Here is an 18,415-nt window from a genome sequence, read left to right on the forward strand (position 1 = left end):
TTTTATCCGCATTTTTGAAAACGACAGTTCTGATCAAGCCAAAGCTTCTCAGCTTCAGGCCATTCCTTTTGAATATTGGCTGGATATCCTGGGACAGCGGCTGACTTCTGCCAGCCTCCGCAACGAACAGGCCATCCCGCCCCTCCGTTGCGTCCTGACGGAAGCCTGTGAACAGCCTTTCAACAGCGAGATCACCATGTCCCAGCGCGCCTGGGAAAAACATGCAGGCCGAACGGATGACCGGTTCTGGGGTGAGATCACCGGCAATAATCTCCGGAAACAACAGAAAGTCATGGAAAAAATTTCCTACATCCTGGACCACCCCACCTGGTGGAACGTTTTTTTCCACTACCGGCACGGGCCTGTTTTTGAAGTCCGGGAAAAGGAAGGCCACGGGATCCGGTGGAGCCAGGGCGGGAAGCGGCTGATCGGGTTTCTGGAAAAGTTTATATAGCATATGACGTCATGCGACATCTTACAGCCTGCCCTGTTCGCTGGTTTTCCTGGCGGCTTTGGCATCCTTCACCTTCTGGTTCCCGAAATTATATTTCAGGTTGACCATGATATACCTTGTGTCCCTGTAATCTTTAAAATACTGGTTCTGGTCGGCATACCTGGTGGAAATGGTATTCTTGTCCGTACGGAAGATATCGTTGAAGACCAGTCCGGCTTCAAGGCGTTTATCCAACATTTTTTTATTGATGATCACACTGGTTTTCTGGGAAGCACTGATGTCAAAAGATCCCTGGATGGTTTTTGAATTATAGACATACGATACATTAAGATCCCAGGTTTTAGCCTTATCGAGCGTAATCTGGGTAGAGACGTTGGTATTGTAGAAAAAAACTTCATTTTTATAAAGCAGGCTGTCAGTTCCGAAGAAATAATTTTCCTGATATTCCCCCATTGCAAAAAAATTCAGCTTCCAGAACGGCTTCAGGGAAAAGCTTTTTGAAAAGTTGAGGCCCATGTTTTTGCTATGGTCAATGTTGGTATAATGATATACCGTCTCAAAAGTCTGCGGATCCTGGATGGAGATTTCCATGGATGGATCTTTGATATAGCTGAAATAGGCTTCGAAGTTCCAGTCTTTCAAAGTATAGTTCAGGCTGAGGTTATGGATTATTGTTGATTTCAGATTGGCATCCCCCTGAAAATAGGAATAGAGGTTATAATAAGATTTCGAGGGATTAAGGAAATCATAATTGGGCCTGTCGATTCTTTTCCCGTAAGAAAACCCCAGCTGCTCCCCTTCCTTCAGGTTGTACATTAAATAAAGCGTAGGAAAGATTCCGGTTCTGGCTGTCCTGTTTTCTACCGCAGGATTATCAGATTCCGTACGGATCAGCGTGGTTTCAGAGCGCAGGCCGGCTTTGAGCTCCCATTTCTCCCACTTGTATTCGGAAGAGAGATAAGCTGCAAAAATGTTTTCCCGGTAACCGAACCGGTTGCTTTTTAACGGATCCCGAACCCATGTTCCGGGAGTACCGTCAAAGAAATCCAGGTTGTTCAGGTTCTTTACGAAACTGTATTTCAGTCCGCTTTCCAGGATCAGCTTCCCATCCGCATAGCGGTGATCCAGCTGCGTGGCATAGAGCGAAATATCCTGTGCGCTATTATTGGCAAACCGGTTCCGGCTTTCCGGCCGGCCTTCAAAATCCAGCAGGGTTTCCACTTCCTGGCCTTCTTTAAAATGTTTGATGCTGAAATTATGGGTCCAGGTGAGGGTATTTTTTCCCAGCTTCTTATCGTAAGTGAGATAGGCATTGAAGTTATTGTTATACAGACGTCTTCTATTGGAGGTCAGGTAAAAGGATTGCTGTTGATCGGTATCTGTATTAAAAATACGGGTCGGAACCAGGTAATGCCCGTTGTTATTCGGCGCGTTGCTCCCGTCAAATCCGAACTGGACGGCAGAGAGGCTGTCTGCCGCATACTGCCCGGAGAAATTGTAGCTGTGCTGCTCATGGGCGTTTGTTTTCCTCACCATATCGCTTTCCCAGCGGGTTTTATCCTGGTCAAAAGTTACGACATCAAAGTTGTAGCGCACAAAATCGCCGGTTGAGAAGTTGTAATTTCCCGTCAGCTGCCATTTATCCGTATTGTACGACTGGGAAGTTCCTATGAGTCCTCTGGCATAGGTTGCTTGGGTATACCGTGTGGAAATCCTGCCTTTATAACCGGAAAGCACATTCTGCTTCATTTTAATATTGATGATGGCACTGCCCTGCGCCTCATATTTTGCCGGCGGATTGGTAATGACTTCCACGGAAGAGACATTGTTGCCGTCGGTATTTTCGAGCAGCTGCTTCAGCTGTTCACGGGTCATGAGTGTTTTCCGGTCGTTGATGGTAACGATAATCTGTGAATTTCCACGTACGCTCAGCTCTTCGTTTTTTACCAGGACATTTGGTGTACTTTTGAGAATGTCCCAGGCATTGAGGTTTTGCAGCGGTGTTTTATCAACAGTAAATTCCAAACGGTCTATTTTTCTTTTCAGCACCGGTTTTCTGGCTGTTACCGTTACCTTTTCGATATCCTTCACCGAATCTTTTTTCAGGACGATCTGCAAGGGTTCGCTGTTTTCAAGGATGATCTCATATTCCCGGTATCCGGTTTTGCTGATGTTCAGGGTTACAGGAAAACGAAGACTTCCCTCAAGATTAAAATTTCCCTGAGGATCGGAATAAACGGCTGTTCCGGCTCCGCCGGCTGTAACGGCAGCTCCGGATACCGGTTCCCGGTTCTCATTTTCCAGATGTCCTTTGATGAGCTGGCTCCATAAAAAAACAGGAATCATAAACAGAACAGCAGTAAAGGCTTTTGATTTTGATGTTTTCATTTTCAGTAATTTTCTTCAAAATTGAGATGAAACACGGGGAAGTTTTGTTAACGAACGGTTAATGGAAGGTTAATGATCATTTTACAAGAAAATTGATTGTATTTTTGAATGATTATGATGATGATGACGTCGCGGATTTAAAATCCGCGACATCAATCCGCGACATCAATCTGAGACATCAATCTGAGACATCGATATAATGAACCGTAAGAGAAATGCTACCGTTATTCTGTTCACCTTCAGCCTGCTGGTGCTGGTTGTGCTGCAAGGCTACTATCTGTACAACTCCTACCGGCTGGAAGAGAAAGAGCTCAACAAACAGGCGAAGATCATTGCAGAAAAAACCCAGCAGATGATAGAAGATTCCGAAACGTCCATCAGTGAAGACAAACTGGTAGGTGACTTTGAAAAACTGAAAAAAGGAATCACCATCCAGAAAGAAAAGATCACCCATCCGGAAAAACTGTACCGTTCGGAAGCGGCCTATAGCAGAGAGCTGGAAGAACTGCTGAAGCAGAATACCGGAAACTCCGGGTTTCAGATTGCCATGCGGAACGAAATATATTCGGTATTCGATGACATCCGGAAACAGGAGCTGCTGCCGGAAAAGCGTTCCATTATTCTTTACCGCACGCTAAAGGACATGGACAGGCCTATGGTGGTACAGGAGGGAAAATGGACCAGCCGGCAAACCAATAAGGACACAGACCGGAACGTGAATGAAAGGAATTATTATCTGGTAAAATCGAAACTGACTTTCCAGCTGCTCAATATCCGGAGCCTGGTGTTCAAAAAGATCATTCCGCTGATGATCATCAGCCTGCTGATTATTATCCTGATCATCATCCTGTTCTATAAAAGCATCCGGAACCTCAGCCGACAGGAACAGAAAACAGCCCAGCTGCACACCACCATCGATTCCATAGCCCATGAACTGAATACCCCGATCACTACGCTGAAATTCTCTGTGGCACAGTCTGCAGACCCGGCAGCCCGGGCGTTACTGGAGCGGCAGATCAGGCGCCTGGAAAATATTGTCTCCTCCATCCATACCTATGAAGGCGGCGATGTGCTGATGAATGAAAGTGATCTTACGGCTTATTTTTCGGAGGTCAGAAAACGGTTTGATGCCGTCATTTTCAAAGTCCATATTGTATTTTCCGCGAATAGCTTCCTGTCCCGCCGCGATTTCGGTCAGATAATGGATAATCTGATAGACAATTCCTCCAAATACGGGGCAGATGAGATTGAAATCTCTGTTATGATGAATAAGAATATTGAAATAGAAGTTTCCGACAACGGAACCGGGATTCCGGAAAAAGAGAAGCCTTATATTTTTGATAAGTATTACCGTATTACCCGTAATGAAAACCGATATGTCAGCGGGCTTGGGGTCGGACTTTTCCTGGTAAAAAACATAGTGGACAAACACAAAGGCCATATCAGCGTATGCTCCCGGGACAAAGGAGTCTCATTTAACATCACCATGCCCTATGAAGCCTAAAATTGTACTGGTGGAAGATGATCCGGACCTAGGGATGGTCCTGAAGCAGTACCTGGAATTTTCGGATTTTGAGGTCCGGTGGATTTCAGATCCTGCAGAAATCCTGAATGACCGAAAAATCATCGACGCTTACCAACTGGCGATCCTTGATGTAATGCTTCCCGGCATCGATGGGTTTGAGCTTTCCAGGGAAATCCGCAAGATCTCAACCATCCCTTTCCTGTTTTTAACGGCTAAGGGACAGGGCATCGACCGGATCCTGGGCCTGAAACTGGGAGCCGACGATTACATCACCAAACCATGCGAACCGGAAGAGCTGATCCTGAGGATAAAAAATATCCTCCGGCGACGGCAGGATTCGGTGCAGGCCGTCATCAGGATGGGTGATTATTCGTTTATCCCTTCGCAGTTCAGGATTATATTCAGGGAGGAAGCCATCCAGCTGACCGAAAAAGAAGCCGAGCTGCTGTTGCTGCTTGCAAAGAACAACCATAAGATCCTCAACCGGAAAGACATCCTGGAAACCCTGTGGGGTGAAAATGATTATTTCTTGGGAAGAAGCCTGGATGTTTTCATGACCCGCCTCAGAAAATACTTCCGTCAGGACAAGAGGATCCGGTTTGACGCTGTCCGGGGTATCGGATTCAGTGTGGAATTCCCGGACTGATTTTTTATGCTGCGTAAAAACATTGCGTACCACCTGAATAATTTTGTATATGAATTTATATTAATGTCACGGATTTCAAATCCGCGACATCAATCCGCGACATCAATCCGCGACGTCTGTCATATCTGTTTTAATTTAAACAAAGTATCATGTTAAGGAAATTACTTCTTTTTTTGGGAATTGCTGATAAAGCCCGTGCTTCGGTTCTGATGCCGCAGCGCGTTGACATCGCGGATTTGAAATCCACGACATCTGTCACAAACCATACAGAAATACCGGTATATGAACAGGAAAAGCGAATCACCACAGATACCGGCATCAAAGGAAATGCGGTTGACTCAATAGAAACCATAAAACAGGTCACCGGCAAAAGGGAAATAGCAAACCTGACGGAACCTGCGGAAAATTACCGGGAATACCATTTGGAAAAGACCGGCAACCCCCATGTGCTGAAAGTACAGGAATACAAAATACTCAGGCGGGACGGCAGTACGGAGACCGTATCCATTTCCGGAGACGCCTTCGTTATCCACCATGAACACCGGATGCTCCGGATCGGAGAAGGCTGTTTTGTGAAATACATACAGCAGGAATATAACCCAATTACCAATCTGACAGAAAATGCATACGACTGACAACTTAAGAAGATGTAAGATCTTTTCGGAAAAAGACCTGGACAGTATCGATTCCGGCAAATATCCATCCGTTGAAATCTATGCAAAAAACACGGCCTTCCATTGTACTGAAGTAAACGGAGATCTGCTGTTGCGCGGAGAAAACTGTCATTTCCCTGCACTTGTAAGAATTACGGGAAACCTGTCTGTGGATGCATCGGGCTGCACGCTGCCTGAATTGGAAACCGTGGAAGGCAATCTTACCCTGCACCGCACCGCCGTACTGGACAGGCTTGAGAAAGTAGAAGGCCGACTGAAATCCACCGTTGATTTCAGCTTTAAAAACTTAATGACGCTCGGTGGCCGCGTCAGCGTGAAGAAGGCAGCCGTATATGCCAGAGGAAAAAGGCTGGCAGCATGCCGGACCGTTATTCCTGTCAGCTACCAGTACGAAGTGGACCGGCTGCCTGAAGACGGTATTTTCAACATTGACGTATTCGGGAACGACCTGATTATCCCGCACCGGAAAATCATGGGAATTCTTACAATTTCCGGTCATAACGTCTCTTTTCCAAACCTGGAAACCCTCGTCGGGACGTTGAATATAGAGAGGCGGCTGCCGTCAGCCTATATATTTGCCCATCATTTCCCGGTGCTGAAAAAAATTAAAGGAAATATAAAGTTTGAAAAGGCAAAAATCCTGTTTCCGGAACTGAAAAACGTCATGGGAAAAATATATCTGAAGAACGGCTCTCATGCTAACTTTCCGGCACTGGAAACAGCAGGCAGCATCATGATCAACCGGAACAGCAGTGCTTCCTTCCCTATGCTCAACGAAATTCACGGAAACTTCCGGAACCAGGGTTCCGAGACCTGTTACCTGGATATGCTGCAGACCGTAACCGGAAATTTTGAGGCTGACTGCACTTTTGCCAGAAACCTGACCGAAGCAGGAACTCTCATCATGGGAAAGTATCAGGAGTTCGACCATCTGAAAAAAATCCGTCAGAAGCTGGAATTCAACGGTACCGTCCATTTCCGGCCGTTGGAATACCTGAATTATTTTACGAATCCCCGGCAGAAAGGTTCTGCTTTGCCTGCATTAAAGGAAGTAAACCATTATCTCTATGACGAAAATGAAGGTTATGCAGACCTTGCCCACCAGATTTATTTTAAGGTAAATGAGAACATTCATGTCACTAAAAGTAAGTGTGTGATTTCAGGATCCCCTCTGAATCATCTGCATCAATGGAATATTTTCCCCCTTGAAAAACTGGTTTCCGTACTTAAGCTCAGGCACAGCAGCTTCCGTAATTTCATGACCCGGGAATATGAACGGGAATGGACGAATTATCGTTCACCCCATTTCCTGAAAGTAGTAAAGAAAATAGAAAAACTCTGGAATACAACGGAAGCCATTGCTTTTGAGGATTTTTTCACTTCTCATCACCACGAGTTCAGGCGCTTCTGTTTCAGGTACACCGGTGTCGAGTTGCTGATGGAGAAGCTCGGTGCCATGAAGATCAATGGAGCGGAAATTCCGGTCCGGCACCTTCAGTATGACAGAAGTGGAAATGCCTCAACGGTAAAAAAAATCAACCGTTATGAAGTTCATGCCGTGGAAAACACCAAGCTCGGGATTCATTCGTGGAGACAGGATCCGAATTCCTATGCCGTAAAATGCTGGTGCCCGTCCACGCGCAAAGAGCACTGGCTGTGGATCGAGCCGCAGTATAAAGACAATGCCTTAACGGCAATAGCCTCAACGTTCAGGATCCATGAAAATCTCATTCCGCATATCCGGTGCCTCAAAAGACAGGGCGACCTGCTGATCTGCGAACTGGAAAGAGAAGTGTTTCCGCAGGGAAATACCCGGCCACTGACTGCATCCGAGTATTTCAGCCTGCTGGTAGCGGAAAGCTGATAACGGATGTCATATTGACAGCACAGTACTATAAAGGTACCTTTGGTAGTGATTTACAGCTCAGACAGCATTTAAAACAGCCTCATTGACAAGGCATTACCATTAACAAAAAAGAAACAGTGGTTTAACGGAAAAACATTCCATACCCAGGAAAGTTGCAGGTTCAATCCTGCCTGTTTCTGTTTTTAATCAAAAAAACCATGGAAGCATTAAAAATAATTTTACAAAAAATAGTAACAGAACAACACGGATATATCACGTTCCTTACCGGAGCCGGAATTTCTGCGGAAAGCGGTCTTCCTACTTACCGTTCCATCGACGGAATCTGGATCAAGGGAACGAAATACCACCGCCCGGAAGAATTCGGAACCTACCGGTACTTCAGTCAGAACCAGGAAGAGGTCTGGCAGTATAATTTATTCTGGAAAAAAATGATTGACAGCGCAAAGCCTAATCCCGGACATCTCGCGATTACGGAAATTGAGTCGTTGCTCGGAGACAGATTCCGGCTGATTACACAGAATGTAGACGGTCTCCATCAGGAAGCCGGGACAAAAAGAGTATACGAAATTCATGGAAGCAAGCACAAAGTCCGCTGTTCCGGAGAATGCAGCGAGCCGTTTGATTTTCCGGAAGATGTTCCGTCCAAAGAATATACCGAAGATCTGACCCCGGAGGACATTGACCATCTGAAATGCACCCAATGCGGAAACTGGCTCCGTCCCAATACCCTTTGGTTTGATGAAAGCTATAATGAAAAGAATTACCATCTGGATACAGCCTACGATATTGCCGACCATACGGACCTGCTTTTCGTAATCGGAACTTCCGGATCAACCGCCCTGCCGGTAAACATTGTGGAAACCGTAAAAATCAGAGCCCGGTGGATTGTCCTCATCAACCCGGAAAAAGATACGTACTTTGATCGTATCATGAAAGGAAGCAAAACAATTCATACCATACGGGAAAGCAGTTCTACAGCACTTCCGGCATTACAGCGCATGATTGAAGAAATCATATAACAGCAGTTTCTGATGAATTGATGTCACGGATTTGAAATCCGCGACAGCACAGTGCAATAAAAGCAACTTTTATGCTGATATACAGCAGCCAACTGCACTGAAGTAAATTGTGAAAAACAGTAAAAATAATACAAAAAAAGAAACGGTAATTTAACGGAAAAACCTTCCAGCTACAGGAAAGTTACAGGTTCGAATCCTGCCTGTTTCCGTTTTTAATGAATATAATAACCGTAACAACCTCCATAACAATGAAACTTTTAATCGATATCGGTATTAATCTGACCAACAAACAATTTCATAACGAACAGGAAGAAATCATCAACCGGGCGCTGGACAACGGCGTGGAACAGATGATCCTTACCGGAACAAGCCTCCGCGGAAGCCGGGAATCTGCTGCCATGGCAGCAGATTATCCCGGTATTTTATTTTCAACAGCCGGGATCCATCCGCATGATGCCCGGTCTTTCCATCAGGAGAATATCCCGGAACTCAGAAGGCTGCTCCGGCAGGAACATGTAGTTTCGGTAGGTGAATGCGGACTGGATTTCGACCGGGATTTTTCACCCAGGCCGGCTCAGGAAAAGTGCTACCGTGCCCAGCTGGAACTGGCTGCTGAGGTTGGCAAGCCGTTGTTCCTTCATGAAAGATCCGCTTTCAGAAGGTTCAATGAAATTACGGATGATTATTTATCCAGGCTCCCGAAAGCAGTGATCCATTGCTTTACAGGGACTTTGCAGGAAGCGAAATTGTATCTGGATAAAGGCTTTTATTTAGGATTTACCGGTGCCATCAGTGACAGTAACCGGTTCGGCCATCTGGAGGAAGTGGTCCGCTATGTTCCCCTGGACCGGATGATGATTGAAACCGATGCTCCCTTCATGCTCCCGAAGAACCTGCCGCGGATGCAGAACCGGAGGAATGAACCGTCTTTCCTGCCTTATGTTGCCGGTACGGTTGCCGCCATGAAAAACATCAGTATCTCCGGAGTAGCTGCCGAAACCACAGAAACGGCGAGGAAGTTTTTTGGGATCGATGTCGCGGATTGACGTCGCGGATTTAAAATCCGCGACATCAAATGACACAACTTTACAATCCTTTAATCGCCGATTCCAGCGCCAGCTCCATCATCGGTTTTAAAGCCCTTTCCCTTTCGGAAGCGGAGATTTTTTCGTGGGTAGGGATGATATCGGTAACGGTAAGGATGGTGGCGGCATTTTTGCCGAGATGCCGGGCGTTGGCAAATAACCCGAAGGCTTCCATTTCAACTGCCGGGCAGCTATATTTTGTGGCAATGGCCGGAACGGCCGGATCTTTGCGGTAAAAAATATCACTGCTGTGAACATTGATGGCTTTTACAGGCAGTGAAAGTTCTTCAGCGGTCCGGTTGACCGTATCATAAATGCTTCCCTGGTGGGAAAGGATTTCCTCTTCTATTCCCCAGGCATATCGGGCATAGGTGCTTTCGCTTGCCGCCTGCTCAACGTTCAGGATATCGTACAGCTGAAGGTCCGTAGTGTAGGCCCCGCAGGTACCGATCCGGATGATGGTGTCCACTTCATATTCGGTAAACAGCTCAAAAGAATAGATCCCGATGCTCGGAAAGCCCATTCCGCTGGCGCCTACCGTGATTTCTTTGCCTTTATAGAATCCGGTATAATAAAAATTCCCTCTGGTCTTGCTGACCAGCTCTGCATTTTCAAGATATTTTTCGGCGATAAACTGGGCACGGAGGGGATCTCCCGGCTGCAATACGACTTTGGCAATCTGCCCTTTGTCTGCACTGATGTGAATACTCATAACTTTATTTTCAAAGGGCAAAGATAGGAAATATGCAGGTGTTCAGGAACCCTTACTCCATCAAATGTTTCTTTTCCGGGTTTCTCCAGCCCGCCTGGCTGTCATATTCTACGAACACGATTTTTAGATCGGCCGAACTTTCGCGGTCCGTAAAAAATATTTTCTTTGCGGCCTGGCTTCCGTACTCCGTAAAAAACCACTTGCCGTTATTCTTCCCTGCCTGGCTGTCGTACCTTACCTTCACAACTTTAAGGTCAGCCTGGCTCTCATACCGCACCACAAATACCTTTACCTGCGCCTGGCTGGCATATTCCGTGGCAAAAACTTTCTGCGCACCAAGACCGGTTCCTGAAAGCAGCAGGAAAAGACAAATCACATGTTTCATAAGAAGGTTTAAAGAATAAAGGTAAGGAAATTTATACATGGAATGGTTGAATAAAAGATCAGTCTGATACCGTAATGCAGATGAAAACGTTAAAGTAGGTTTTGACAGACAATTTCTATATTTTTCATCCATGAAGATAACAGATCTCCGGATTATGGAATGGATCATTACTACTCATCTCTATATGTTAATAAAGAAATAAAAAGTCATACAAAAGGATTCGTGCGGCAGCGCGGTAATATTTTCTTCTACCACAGCTTCATCCAACTGCTTCTCAAGCCTAACAACATCCTCTTCGTTTTATACTACCCTTACAGAAGACCTTTTCAAACCGTTTCTAATGGCGACGGTAAGTCTTCACCTATAGATAACATTTCTATCCATCCTCATTTAACAAAAAAACCACCCGAAGGTGGTTTTTATGATCAGATAAATTAAGGATATCTTCCCGTTTCGTATTCTTGGATATAATATTCGATGGTATTGCCGGAACCAAATTCTATAATTTCTCCATCAATATTTTTGACTAAAAAAGGAACATTTCCAAGTAATGTATTATACTTTTCATCTCTCGTATCATAAAATTTTTTGCTTACATAGAAAAAAATCATTCCATAACTTTTTTTAATAGTAGCTTCTTTGAAAAGAGAAAGCTTAATCCCAGATTTTTTACTGGATTTATCAATATGATCTTGAGCAATCTTAGTAATTTCTTGTTCTGTTAGCATAGTTTTAATTATTTGTTACTTTCATGTATTTAAATCCAGAAAATTTAACATCATTTTTTAGGTTAACAATTCCACCAAAGTTTTGACCTTCTAAAAATCGTACTTTTCCCTTAGCATCTTTCACGACGTATACTACATGATGAGATTCATAGACTGTCTTTGATAAACAGAGCAATATTCCTCTTTCATTATTTACCATATCAGTCCACAAAATACCGGCGTTTTCTATACTTTCAAATCTGCTTTAAATTTAATGTTGTTGTTTTAACCATGAAACTAAAGTGGTATAATAAGGAGTTCCTATACTCTTAGCCAGTTTAATTTCTCCAGTTCTGAAATAATGATCAATTACTTTTACTACTTCAGTACAATTGTCATTCGCTACTTGATGTATTATTTCTTCACCGTTCTTTGTAATTATTATGTGATTAAAATAAACTCTAACCTCGTCAATATAATTCATTGCAGTTTCAGGAGTAATCTTAATTTTAGATAATCTTTCCAATTTTCTTTAAATTCTTTAACTGTTTTTTTTGTCGTAAGCAAAGGAATGTTATCTGCCATTCCCGTTTTTCCTTTAACTTCCTCTAGTATTTCTTCTTTTTCTTGTTGCGTAAGCTTTCTTTTTCTTCCATTTTCTTCAACTACAGCTTCATCCAACTGTTTCTCAAGCCTAACAAAATCCTCTTCCTTCTCTACCAGTCTTACAGCAGACCGTTTCAAACCGCTTCTGATGGCAATGGTAAGTTCTCCACCCACAGATAACATTTCTATCCATCCTCATTTCACAAAAAAACCACCCGAAGGTGGTTTAAGATTATCCATAATAAGCAATCCATTTCTGAGGATTTGTTCTTAATTTGAATTTTAAAGGAGTTATCTCTATTTCTGAGATTGCAGAATCTTTCACTTTATAAATAGTAGAATTGGAAGTATGAGAAGTACTAAAATCCTTATCTTTTAATGCAATTTTCACAACAATATCAAAATTTTGTGGCTCAAAGAACTCTAATTCTAATTCTTTCATATACCTTGCATTTCCTACTCCTTTTATTCCTTTGTCTATATGCATAATAAGATGCTCTATATCTTTGCGTGCCATTTTTGATGATGGTTGATAATAATCATATTGTCCTAAATGATCTGGATATGTTCCATTTCCTATCCCTGTTTTAGTGTCATAAAAACATGTTTTAAAAAACTTATGTTGGGGATATTTTTCATTATACCCTTCTATAATTATTTTTATGACATCTTTAAGATTCATAATTTTCATTTGTTTATCAAACTCCCATTCTTGTTCGTTATATAACTCCATATTAGGATCTGTCCAATCTAATCCTTGTTTTTCCTGATAGTATAAAAAATCTAAATTTATTTTTGTTCCCATTTTACTATTTTTTATTTTTAATGTACATAGTGTGTATATGTTACTTTATCTTTTATCAAATCAAAAATTTCATTAAACATTTTTGCATCTATCTTTTCGGTATTGTCTATGGAGAATTTATACATCATTGTATAATCTTTTTCAATCATTTTAATACGTTTAAGGATAAGATCTAAATCATCTTCATAATTAAAAAATTTACGCTGTCAACACTCAATATTTTACCATTTTTAAGACTAAATACACTTCCATCTGGCCTTACTGCTCTAATCTCTGTCAATTTATTACTAAGAAAAAATTTTAAATCTGCAATACTTAGTCCAGAGCCATTGGGGTGATTATGTGTAACAATACAGCCTTCCAAATTTTCTATAATTCTATCTGGCCAAATAACCTGATCAGGAAGATTAGAGGTATGGTAGTCTTTATATTTTGTCCTTTTATTATAAGCGCCTCCCCACTCATGCTCCTTAGTTTTAAATAAATCTTCATATTTGTTAATATCTTCTGGCGACTTATCCAAAGCTTTGCTAACTCGTGTTGCTAATTTTGAACTATAATCACCTCCTTCTCTAACTAACTTTCCAATCTCTCTCTTTATTGCAGCTTTTTCTGAATCATTTAATTTTCTTCTTGCCCCATTTTCTTCGACTACAGCTTCATCCAACTGCTTCTCAAGCCTAACAAGATCCTCTTCTTTTTCTACCAGTCTTACAGCAGACCTTTTCAAACCGCTTCTGATAGCAATCGTAAGTTCTCCACCCAAAGATGATATTTCAATCTAATTGCCAAATGAAAACCGCAACTGTTAGGTAGCGGTTTGAATTCATTTACTTTTTAGGACTGCCTATATTTATTTTCATTGTTAGTTCATATCCTTCATTTATCAATTTTCTCAATTTGCCGACCTCCTCTAAAGATAAATTAGGATGATGAAAAATTTTATCTTCTTTTAACAAGAAAAACTCTTTTAATTCAGGACAATTTTTAAAAAAAATTTTATATCCTTCTATCATTTCGTGATCTTTTAATAAATAAAAATCTTTATTAGTTATTTTTCCTTTATTTGCCATAGTAGGAGATGTGTAAATGATCTTCTGCCAAAATAAGAGATCTCCAACTAAAATATTTAATTTTTCTTTTCCTAAAATTTCTAGTGCTTTTTTTAAGAATTTAATCGGAAATTCTTTCTTATCATAATTGATAAGTTCTAATATTATTGTGAAATTTTTCATAATTATTTATTTATAAATGTTTAGGATATTTAGCTTTAACATGTTTTTCTATTTCTTGTATAGATTTATATTCAGGCGTAATTCCTATTTTTAATTGCCAATCTCTTTCGTGCGAATAAGCTCTAATTTCTTGCTCCCAGTTATTTCCAATAATTTCATCAATTTCTTTCTTTGCTTTATCTTCTCTCAACATTTTTTTCTTAAGTATATTGTCGATAACATGAGAACCTTCATGAACTATTTCAGTCAAAAATTCATCAACAGATGCTGATGATCGATAAAAAGTTTTTCCTCCTAATGTGGCAGCTCTAGAATTAAAAATTTCCTCATCGGTCAATACATTATCATAATCTCGTAATAAATCTTCAAAATCTGTATCATCTAAAAATTCATACTGCATCTTATTGTTCTTAAGAGCTCTGCAACTTCATCACCATGCTTTGTATAACCTTCTAAAGCATCAATAATCTCACTTTTTGTTAATTTTAATAAGGAAATATTTTCCCATTTTTTACAAAAATCTTTATACTTTTTATCGATCTTTCTTTGAAGTTTTTCTTTTTCTATTTGCTCTCCTAATTCATCTAATATCTCCTCCTTTTCCGTCTTTGTCAGCTTTCTTCTTGTACCATTTTCTTCAACTACTGCTTCATCCAATTGTTTTTCAAGCTTAGCAAGGTCTTCTTCTTTTTCTACAAGTTTCGTTGCAGAACGCTTCAATCCGTTTTTTATAGCAATGATATGGTTCTTTACCCGAAGATAACATTTGTCTTCATTTTTTCTTCATGAAAAAAACCGCAACGTGTAGGTTACGGTTTTTATACTAAAACTTATTTCTCTTCTGGTCTTATGTAACGAGTTATACGCCTAGGATCAATAATATAATTTGTTTCTACAAAATTATAAATTTCTTGAATATCATTTTTTTTTAAAGATGAATTAAATTCAATATGTTTTTCTTTCAGTTCAAATATTTGTTTTAATTCCGGCAAATATTTAAATAATAAGTAAAACTCTTTATAAACTTCTTCTTTATAAAATTCTGCGTCCATAAAATATTCATAGAGAATATACTTTTCCAGATTAGTGTCTGAAAAGTGATGTCTTGGATTTAACCAACTTAATAAATTTTGTATTCTGCTTATGATAATTTCACTTCCAATTTTTTCATAAGCTGCTTTAATATAAGAATCATCTTTTTTTAATTTTTTAGTATTTGAAAAAGATATCATTTCTAATAATAATTTTTTAATAATTGCTTTCATATTATTTATTTGTATATTTTAAATATAAAACTAATCATTTCTGCTACGGAAGAAAAGTCTAATTTTTGTTTGGCTACTTGTTGAAATTCTCTTTCTACTATTCTAGCTCTAAGTTCGATAACTTGTCCATCAGTCATTTTATCTACATAGTTTCTCATAGAAATTTTATCATGAACAATTAATTTAGTTTCTTCTCTTAGTTCTGCAATATCTTTTAGCTCATCAAGTGCATGTTGCCCTTCATGTACTATTTCACCAAAAGCTTTATCTAAGGGTCTATCGTTTCTTATATATATAACATCTTCTATTTGAGAAGCTAATAGATCTTCAATATCCTCCATTTTCTCTCCAGGCATTTTTATTGCATTCAAAAATTCTTTTTCATCCAATTTTACAAGCTTAATCTTCCCTTTTTTAAGAGCTCTTGATATTTCTGTTGCTGCATTAGTTATATTATGTAATTCTGTGATAATAACCTCTTTAGAAATACTTCCAATAGTCTTACCATTTGCCATATTTCTTTCTATAAAATTATCTATCTTAAAATTTCTTCTTTCATTAAACTCTTTAACGATTTCATCCTTCTCATTTTTTGACAACTTGCGTTTTGCCCCATTTTCTTCAATTACAGCCTCATCCAACTGCTTCTCAAGCCTAACAAGATCCTCTTCCTTTTCTACCAGCCTTACAGCAGACCTTTTCAAACCGTTTCTATTGGCGATGGTAAGTTCTCCGCCTATAGATATCTTTTTCGTTTATACTTACTTCAAAAAAAACCACCCAAAGGTGGCTTATGATTAGACAAAATTATAGATATTTTCCTGTCTTGTATTCTTAGATATAATACTCCATTTCTTTTAAATCTTCATATTCAATAATCTTACTTACGATTGATAATAAAAATTCTAATTTAGGATCAAATACAGCTTTTACTTATCAAAAAAGACAAATTTATGTTCGTAAGTTTATTTTAAGGGAATCATTAATTAGCTTTCGGAAAATTTTTATCTCTTCTGTTGATAATTTTTGATTTAAAATAATTTTATCTCCGTTCAAGTGGAATATTTTATTAAGATCAGAACTTTCGGCTATAACTCTAGTATAAATATCTTTCCCTATCTCTTGTTCTTTCAAAAAGAATTGGTCTTTATTAAAATAATTCCATGTTTGTAAATAATTAGGATTTCGATAAACAGTTCTTTGCCAAAACAATAACTCTGCAATAATATGGGAAAGATGTGCATGCCCAAATTTCTGCTCAATAGTAATTAAAGATTGTGGGAGCTTAGAATCATTGACATAATTAATAAGCTCACTTATTATTTTTTCACTAGTTTTCATGCTGAGGATATAATGTTTGAATATGATTTGTTTGTTCTTTTTTTGTTTTAAACATCGGTTTTTGACCTGTTGACTTTTGCCAATCTACTTGATGACTATAAGCCCTTTCTTCTTGATCCCAAAGATTACCTATTATTTGTTCTATTTCCATTTTTGATTTGCCTTTTAACTGTAGTTCTTTTTTTATAAGATAATCCCGTGCGTGTGATGCCTCATGTGATAAAAAATCTAAAAGTTCATCAGGGAAATTAGCTTCATTAAAATACATAATATTTTTATAAGCAAACGCAGTAGTTCCCTCTACTCCTTGCTCTAATTGTTCCGGTGTTGCCAAATCTTCGAATATACCAGAAAAATTCTCCTCAGATTCAATTCTAATAAATACCTTATTTTCTTCTAATAGCTGAGCTAATTCATCCATATGCTTTGTATATCCCTTTATTGCTTTTATTATAGCAAATTTAGGTATATCCTTAATAGAAGACAAAGACCATTTTCCAAGAAATTCATTATAACGCTCTATATTTTTATCTCTAATTGAATTCTTCGAATTAGAACGTCTTGTCCTTTTAGGTAGTCCTTCACCTTCTGTAGTAATACTTTTTTTGAGTTCTGCCCTTTCTTCTATTTCATCAAGAATTTCATATTTTTCTTTTGATGTGAATTTTCTAATTTCATTTCCATCTCGGGCAATAGCTTCATCCAACTGTTTCTCAAGCCTAACAAGATCCTCTTCCTTTTCTACCAGCCTTACAGCAGACCTTTTCAAACCGTTTCTGATAGCAATGGTAAATTCTCCGCCCAAAGATAACATTTCTATCCAAAATAAATATTCGCAGAATGCCTGCCCGAGAACAGAATCTTCTGCGTTAGCTAATTTCAGTACTATATTGGCGACGGAACTGGTCACGCCTGCAACAGCTCCCACTCCACGGGCAACAGCTAGAGTACCGATGATTTCCCCGGCAGCAATTCCGGATAGCGTACCGGAGCTTCCTGCAATGACGGCCAGATCCAGTGCATATTCTCCGGACTTGATCACATTGTGCCAAAACTGTTGATTCGCATTGGCAAACAGCATAAACGCCGGAACAATGGCATCCAGCTGTATCGCTGTTTCCTGATCCTTATTCTCTTCACCGGTATTTTTTATTTTTACAGGATAGAAAGGATGATACCATACTTCTTTAATAATTTGTTCATCAACATCCACAGGTGTACCGTCCGGCAGGTTTGAAGAAACCTTTCTGGTTTTTCCGGTCTCAAATTTAAACCGTAAAAACCGTTCTTTTTTATTCTTGGGACCATCTTCGAAGCTTGCCGAAACATTACTGAAAAAGAATCCGGCAAGTTTTTCAGAATGGTAAGGCAAAAGCGTAGGTCCGTCAGTAGATGCAAATTCAGGATTGGTTTCTGAACTGTAATCCACAAAACGTGTTTTCCTCCATGCTTTATTTACGATGCCTGCGAACTCCAGGAAGTTCTCTCCATGAATCCTGTCGTTGAAAAATTCCAAAAGCATCTGGGGATTCTGTTCACTTACTTTTTTACTTAATCTCTCAATAAACTTGACAGCATTTTCTTCTGTAGAAACCAAAGCCTGCAAAATTTTAAGGAAAATATCTTCTTCTTTGGAATATGGCTTATTGCTGAAGCTGTCATTTGCAATGGCTTTGTCAAAAAACTTCCATAAAAATCCTT

21 protein-coding genes and 1 tRNA gene are annotated in these 18,415 nt (G+C 39.8%); 8 read left to right on the forward strand and 14 right to left on the reverse strand.

Annotated elements, in window-relative coordinates:
• Positions 1–454: hypothetical protein (locus QZ735_RS15885; protein WP_294250361.1), on the forward strand; the 454-nt coding region annotated here is incomplete at its 5' end.
• A gap of 21 nt (positions 455–475) precedes the next feature.
• Here QZ735_RS15885 and QZ735_RS15890 read toward each other — a convergent pair.
• Positions 476–2,842 carry an outer membrane beta-barrel family protein gene (locus QZ735_RS15890; protein WP_294250363.1) on the reverse strand — a complete coding sequence of 789 codons (2,367 nt, stop codon included), beginning with the start codon at positions 2,840–2,842 and terminating at the stop codon, positions 476–478.
• 199 nt (positions 2,843–3,041) lie between these two features.
• Here QZ735_RS15890 and QZ735_RS15895 point away from each other — a divergent pair, with 199 nt between their 5' ends.
• The 7 genes from QZ735_RS15895 to QZ735_RS15925 all read left to right on the forward strand — a co-directional run bounded on the left by QZ735_RS15895 (position 3,042) and on the right by QZ735_RS15925 (position 9,619).
• Positions 3,042–4,346, forward strand: a complete 1,305-nt coding sequence (locus tag QZ735_RS15895; protein ID WP_294250365.1) for a HAMP domain-containing sensor histidine kinase — start codon at positions 3,042–3,044, stop codon at positions 4,344–4,346.
• Positions 4,336–5,013: a response regulator transcription factor gene (locus tag QZ735_RS15900; RefSeq protein ID WP_294250368.1), complete on the forward strand. Its 678-nt coding sequence runs from the start codon at positions 4,336–4,338 to the stop codon at positions 5,011–5,013. The genes QZ735_RS15895 and QZ735_RS15900 overlap by 11 nt, the downstream gene beginning before the upstream one ends.
• A gap of 149 nt (positions 5,014–5,162) precedes the next feature.
• Positions 5,163–5,648 carry a hypothetical protein gene (locus QZ735_RS15905; RefSeq protein WP_294250374.1) on the forward strand — a complete coding sequence of 162 codons (486 nt, stop codon included), beginning with the start codon at positions 5,163–5,165 and terminating at the stop codon, positions 5,646–5,648.
• Positions 5,635–7,551 (forward strand): hypothetical protein, encoded by a 1,917-nt coding sequence (locus QZ735_RS15910; RefSeq protein WP_294250377.1) that lies wholly within the window; start codon positions 5,635–5,637, stop codon positions 7,549–7,551. The genes QZ735_RS15905 and QZ735_RS15910 overlap by 14 nt, the downstream gene beginning before the upstream one ends.
• A 113-nt stretch (positions 7,552–7,664) precedes the next feature.
• Positions 7,665–7,732 (forward strand) — tRNA-Val (locus tag QZ735_RS15915).
• 19 nt (positions 7,733–7,751) lie between these two features.
• Positions 7,752–8,573, forward strand: coding sequence for a Sir2 family NAD-dependent protein deacetylase (locus QZ735_RS15920; RefSeq protein ID WP_294250379.1), 822 nt, complete (start codon positions 7,752–7,754; stop codon positions 8,571–8,573).
• 248 nt (positions 8,574–8,821) lie between these two features.
• Entirely contained in the window at positions 8,822–9,619 is a 798-nt protein-coding gene (locus QZ735_RS15925) for a TatD family hydrolase (RefSeq protein ID WP_294250382.1), read from the forward strand.
• A gap of 40 nt (positions 9,620–9,659) precedes the next feature.
• Here the strand turns inward: QZ735_RS15925 and deoD are convergent, their stop codons facing one another.
• The 13 genes from deoD to QZ735_RS15990 form a co-directional block, all read right to left on the reverse strand.
• Positions 9,660–10,370, reverse strand: coding sequence for a purine-nucleoside phosphorylase (deoD, locus tag QZ735_RS15930; protein WP_294250385.1), 711 nt, complete (start codon positions 10,368–10,370; stop codon positions 9,660–9,662).
• Between the two features lie 52 nt (positions 10,371–10,422).
• Positions 10,423–10,755, reverse strand: coding sequence for a DUF6150 family protein (locus QZ735_RS15935; protein ID WP_294250389.1), 333 nt, complete (start codon positions 10,753–10,755; stop codon positions 10,423–10,425).
• A gap of 434 nt (positions 10,756–11,189) precedes the next feature.
• On the reverse strand, positions 11,190–11,483 hold the full coding sequence (locus QZ735_RS15940) for a hypothetical protein (protein ID WP_294250392.1): 294 nt from the start codon (positions 11,481–11,483) through the stop codon (positions 11,190–11,192).
• A gap of 459 nt (positions 11,484–11,942) precedes the next feature.
• Positions 11,943–12,242, reverse strand: a complete 300-nt coding sequence (locus QZ735_RS15945) for a hypothetical protein (protein WP_294250395.1) — start codon at positions 12,240–12,242, stop codon at positions 11,943–11,945.
• 58 nt (positions 12,243–12,300) lie between these two features.
• Positions 12,301–12,873: a hypothetical protein gene (locus tag QZ735_RS15950; protein WP_294250398.1), complete on the reverse strand. Its 573-nt coding sequence runs from the start codon at positions 12,871–12,873 to the stop codon at positions 12,301–12,303.
• Between the two features lie 172 nt (positions 12,874–13,045).
• Complete coding sequence (locus tag QZ735_RS15955; RefSeq protein WP_294250404.1) at positions 13,046–13,639, reverse strand: hypothetical protein; 594 nt, start codon at positions 13,637–13,639, stop codon at positions 13,046–13,048.
• A 64-nt stretch (positions 13,640–13,703) separates the two neighbouring features.
• Complete coding sequence (locus QZ735_RS15960) at positions 13,704–14,108, reverse strand: hypothetical protein (protein WP_294250408.1); 405 nt, start codon at positions 14,106–14,108, stop codon at positions 13,704–13,706.
• Between the two features lie 10 nt (positions 14,109–14,118).
• A complete protein-coding gene (locus QZ735_RS15965; RefSeq protein ID WP_294250411.1) occupies positions 14,119–14,508 on the reverse strand; it encodes a hypothetical protein in 390 nt (129 codons plus the stop codon).
• A complete protein-coding gene (locus tag QZ735_RS15970) occupies positions 14,490–14,828 on the reverse strand; it encodes a hypothetical protein (RefSeq protein ID WP_294250414.1) in 339 nt (112 codons plus the stop codon). Before QZ735_RS15970 ends, QZ735_RS15965 begins: the two co-directional genes overlap by 19 nt.
• 110 nt (positions 14,829–14,938) lie before the next feature.
• Positions 14,939–15,373 (reverse strand): hypothetical protein, encoded by a 435-nt coding sequence (locus QZ735_RS15975; RefSeq protein WP_294250416.1) that lies wholly within the window; start codon positions 15,371–15,373, stop codon positions 14,939–14,941.
• Positions 15,374–15,378: 5 nt separating this feature from the next.
• Positions 15,379–16,077, reverse strand: coding sequence for a hypothetical protein (locus QZ735_RS15980; RefSeq protein WP_294250418.1), 699 nt, complete (start codon positions 16,075–16,077; stop codon positions 15,379–15,381).
• Positions 16,078–16,324: 247 nt separating this feature from the next.
• On the reverse strand, positions 16,325–16,714 hold the full coding sequence (locus QZ735_RS15985) for a hypothetical protein (protein WP_294250420.1): 390 nt from the start codon (positions 16,712–16,714) through the stop codon (positions 16,325–16,327).
• Positions 16,704–18,415, reverse strand: a 1,712-nt coding sequence (locus QZ735_RS15990; RefSeq protein WP_294250422.1) for a hypothetical protein, incomplete at its 5' end; no start/stop codon positions are given. The genes QZ735_RS15985 and QZ735_RS15990, both read right to left, overlap by 11 nt.

Source organism: uncultured Chryseobacterium sp., from assembly GCF_913776365.1.
Taxonomy (GTDB): Bacteria; Bacteroidota; Bacteroidia; order Flavobacteriales; family Weeksellaceae; genus Chryseobacterium.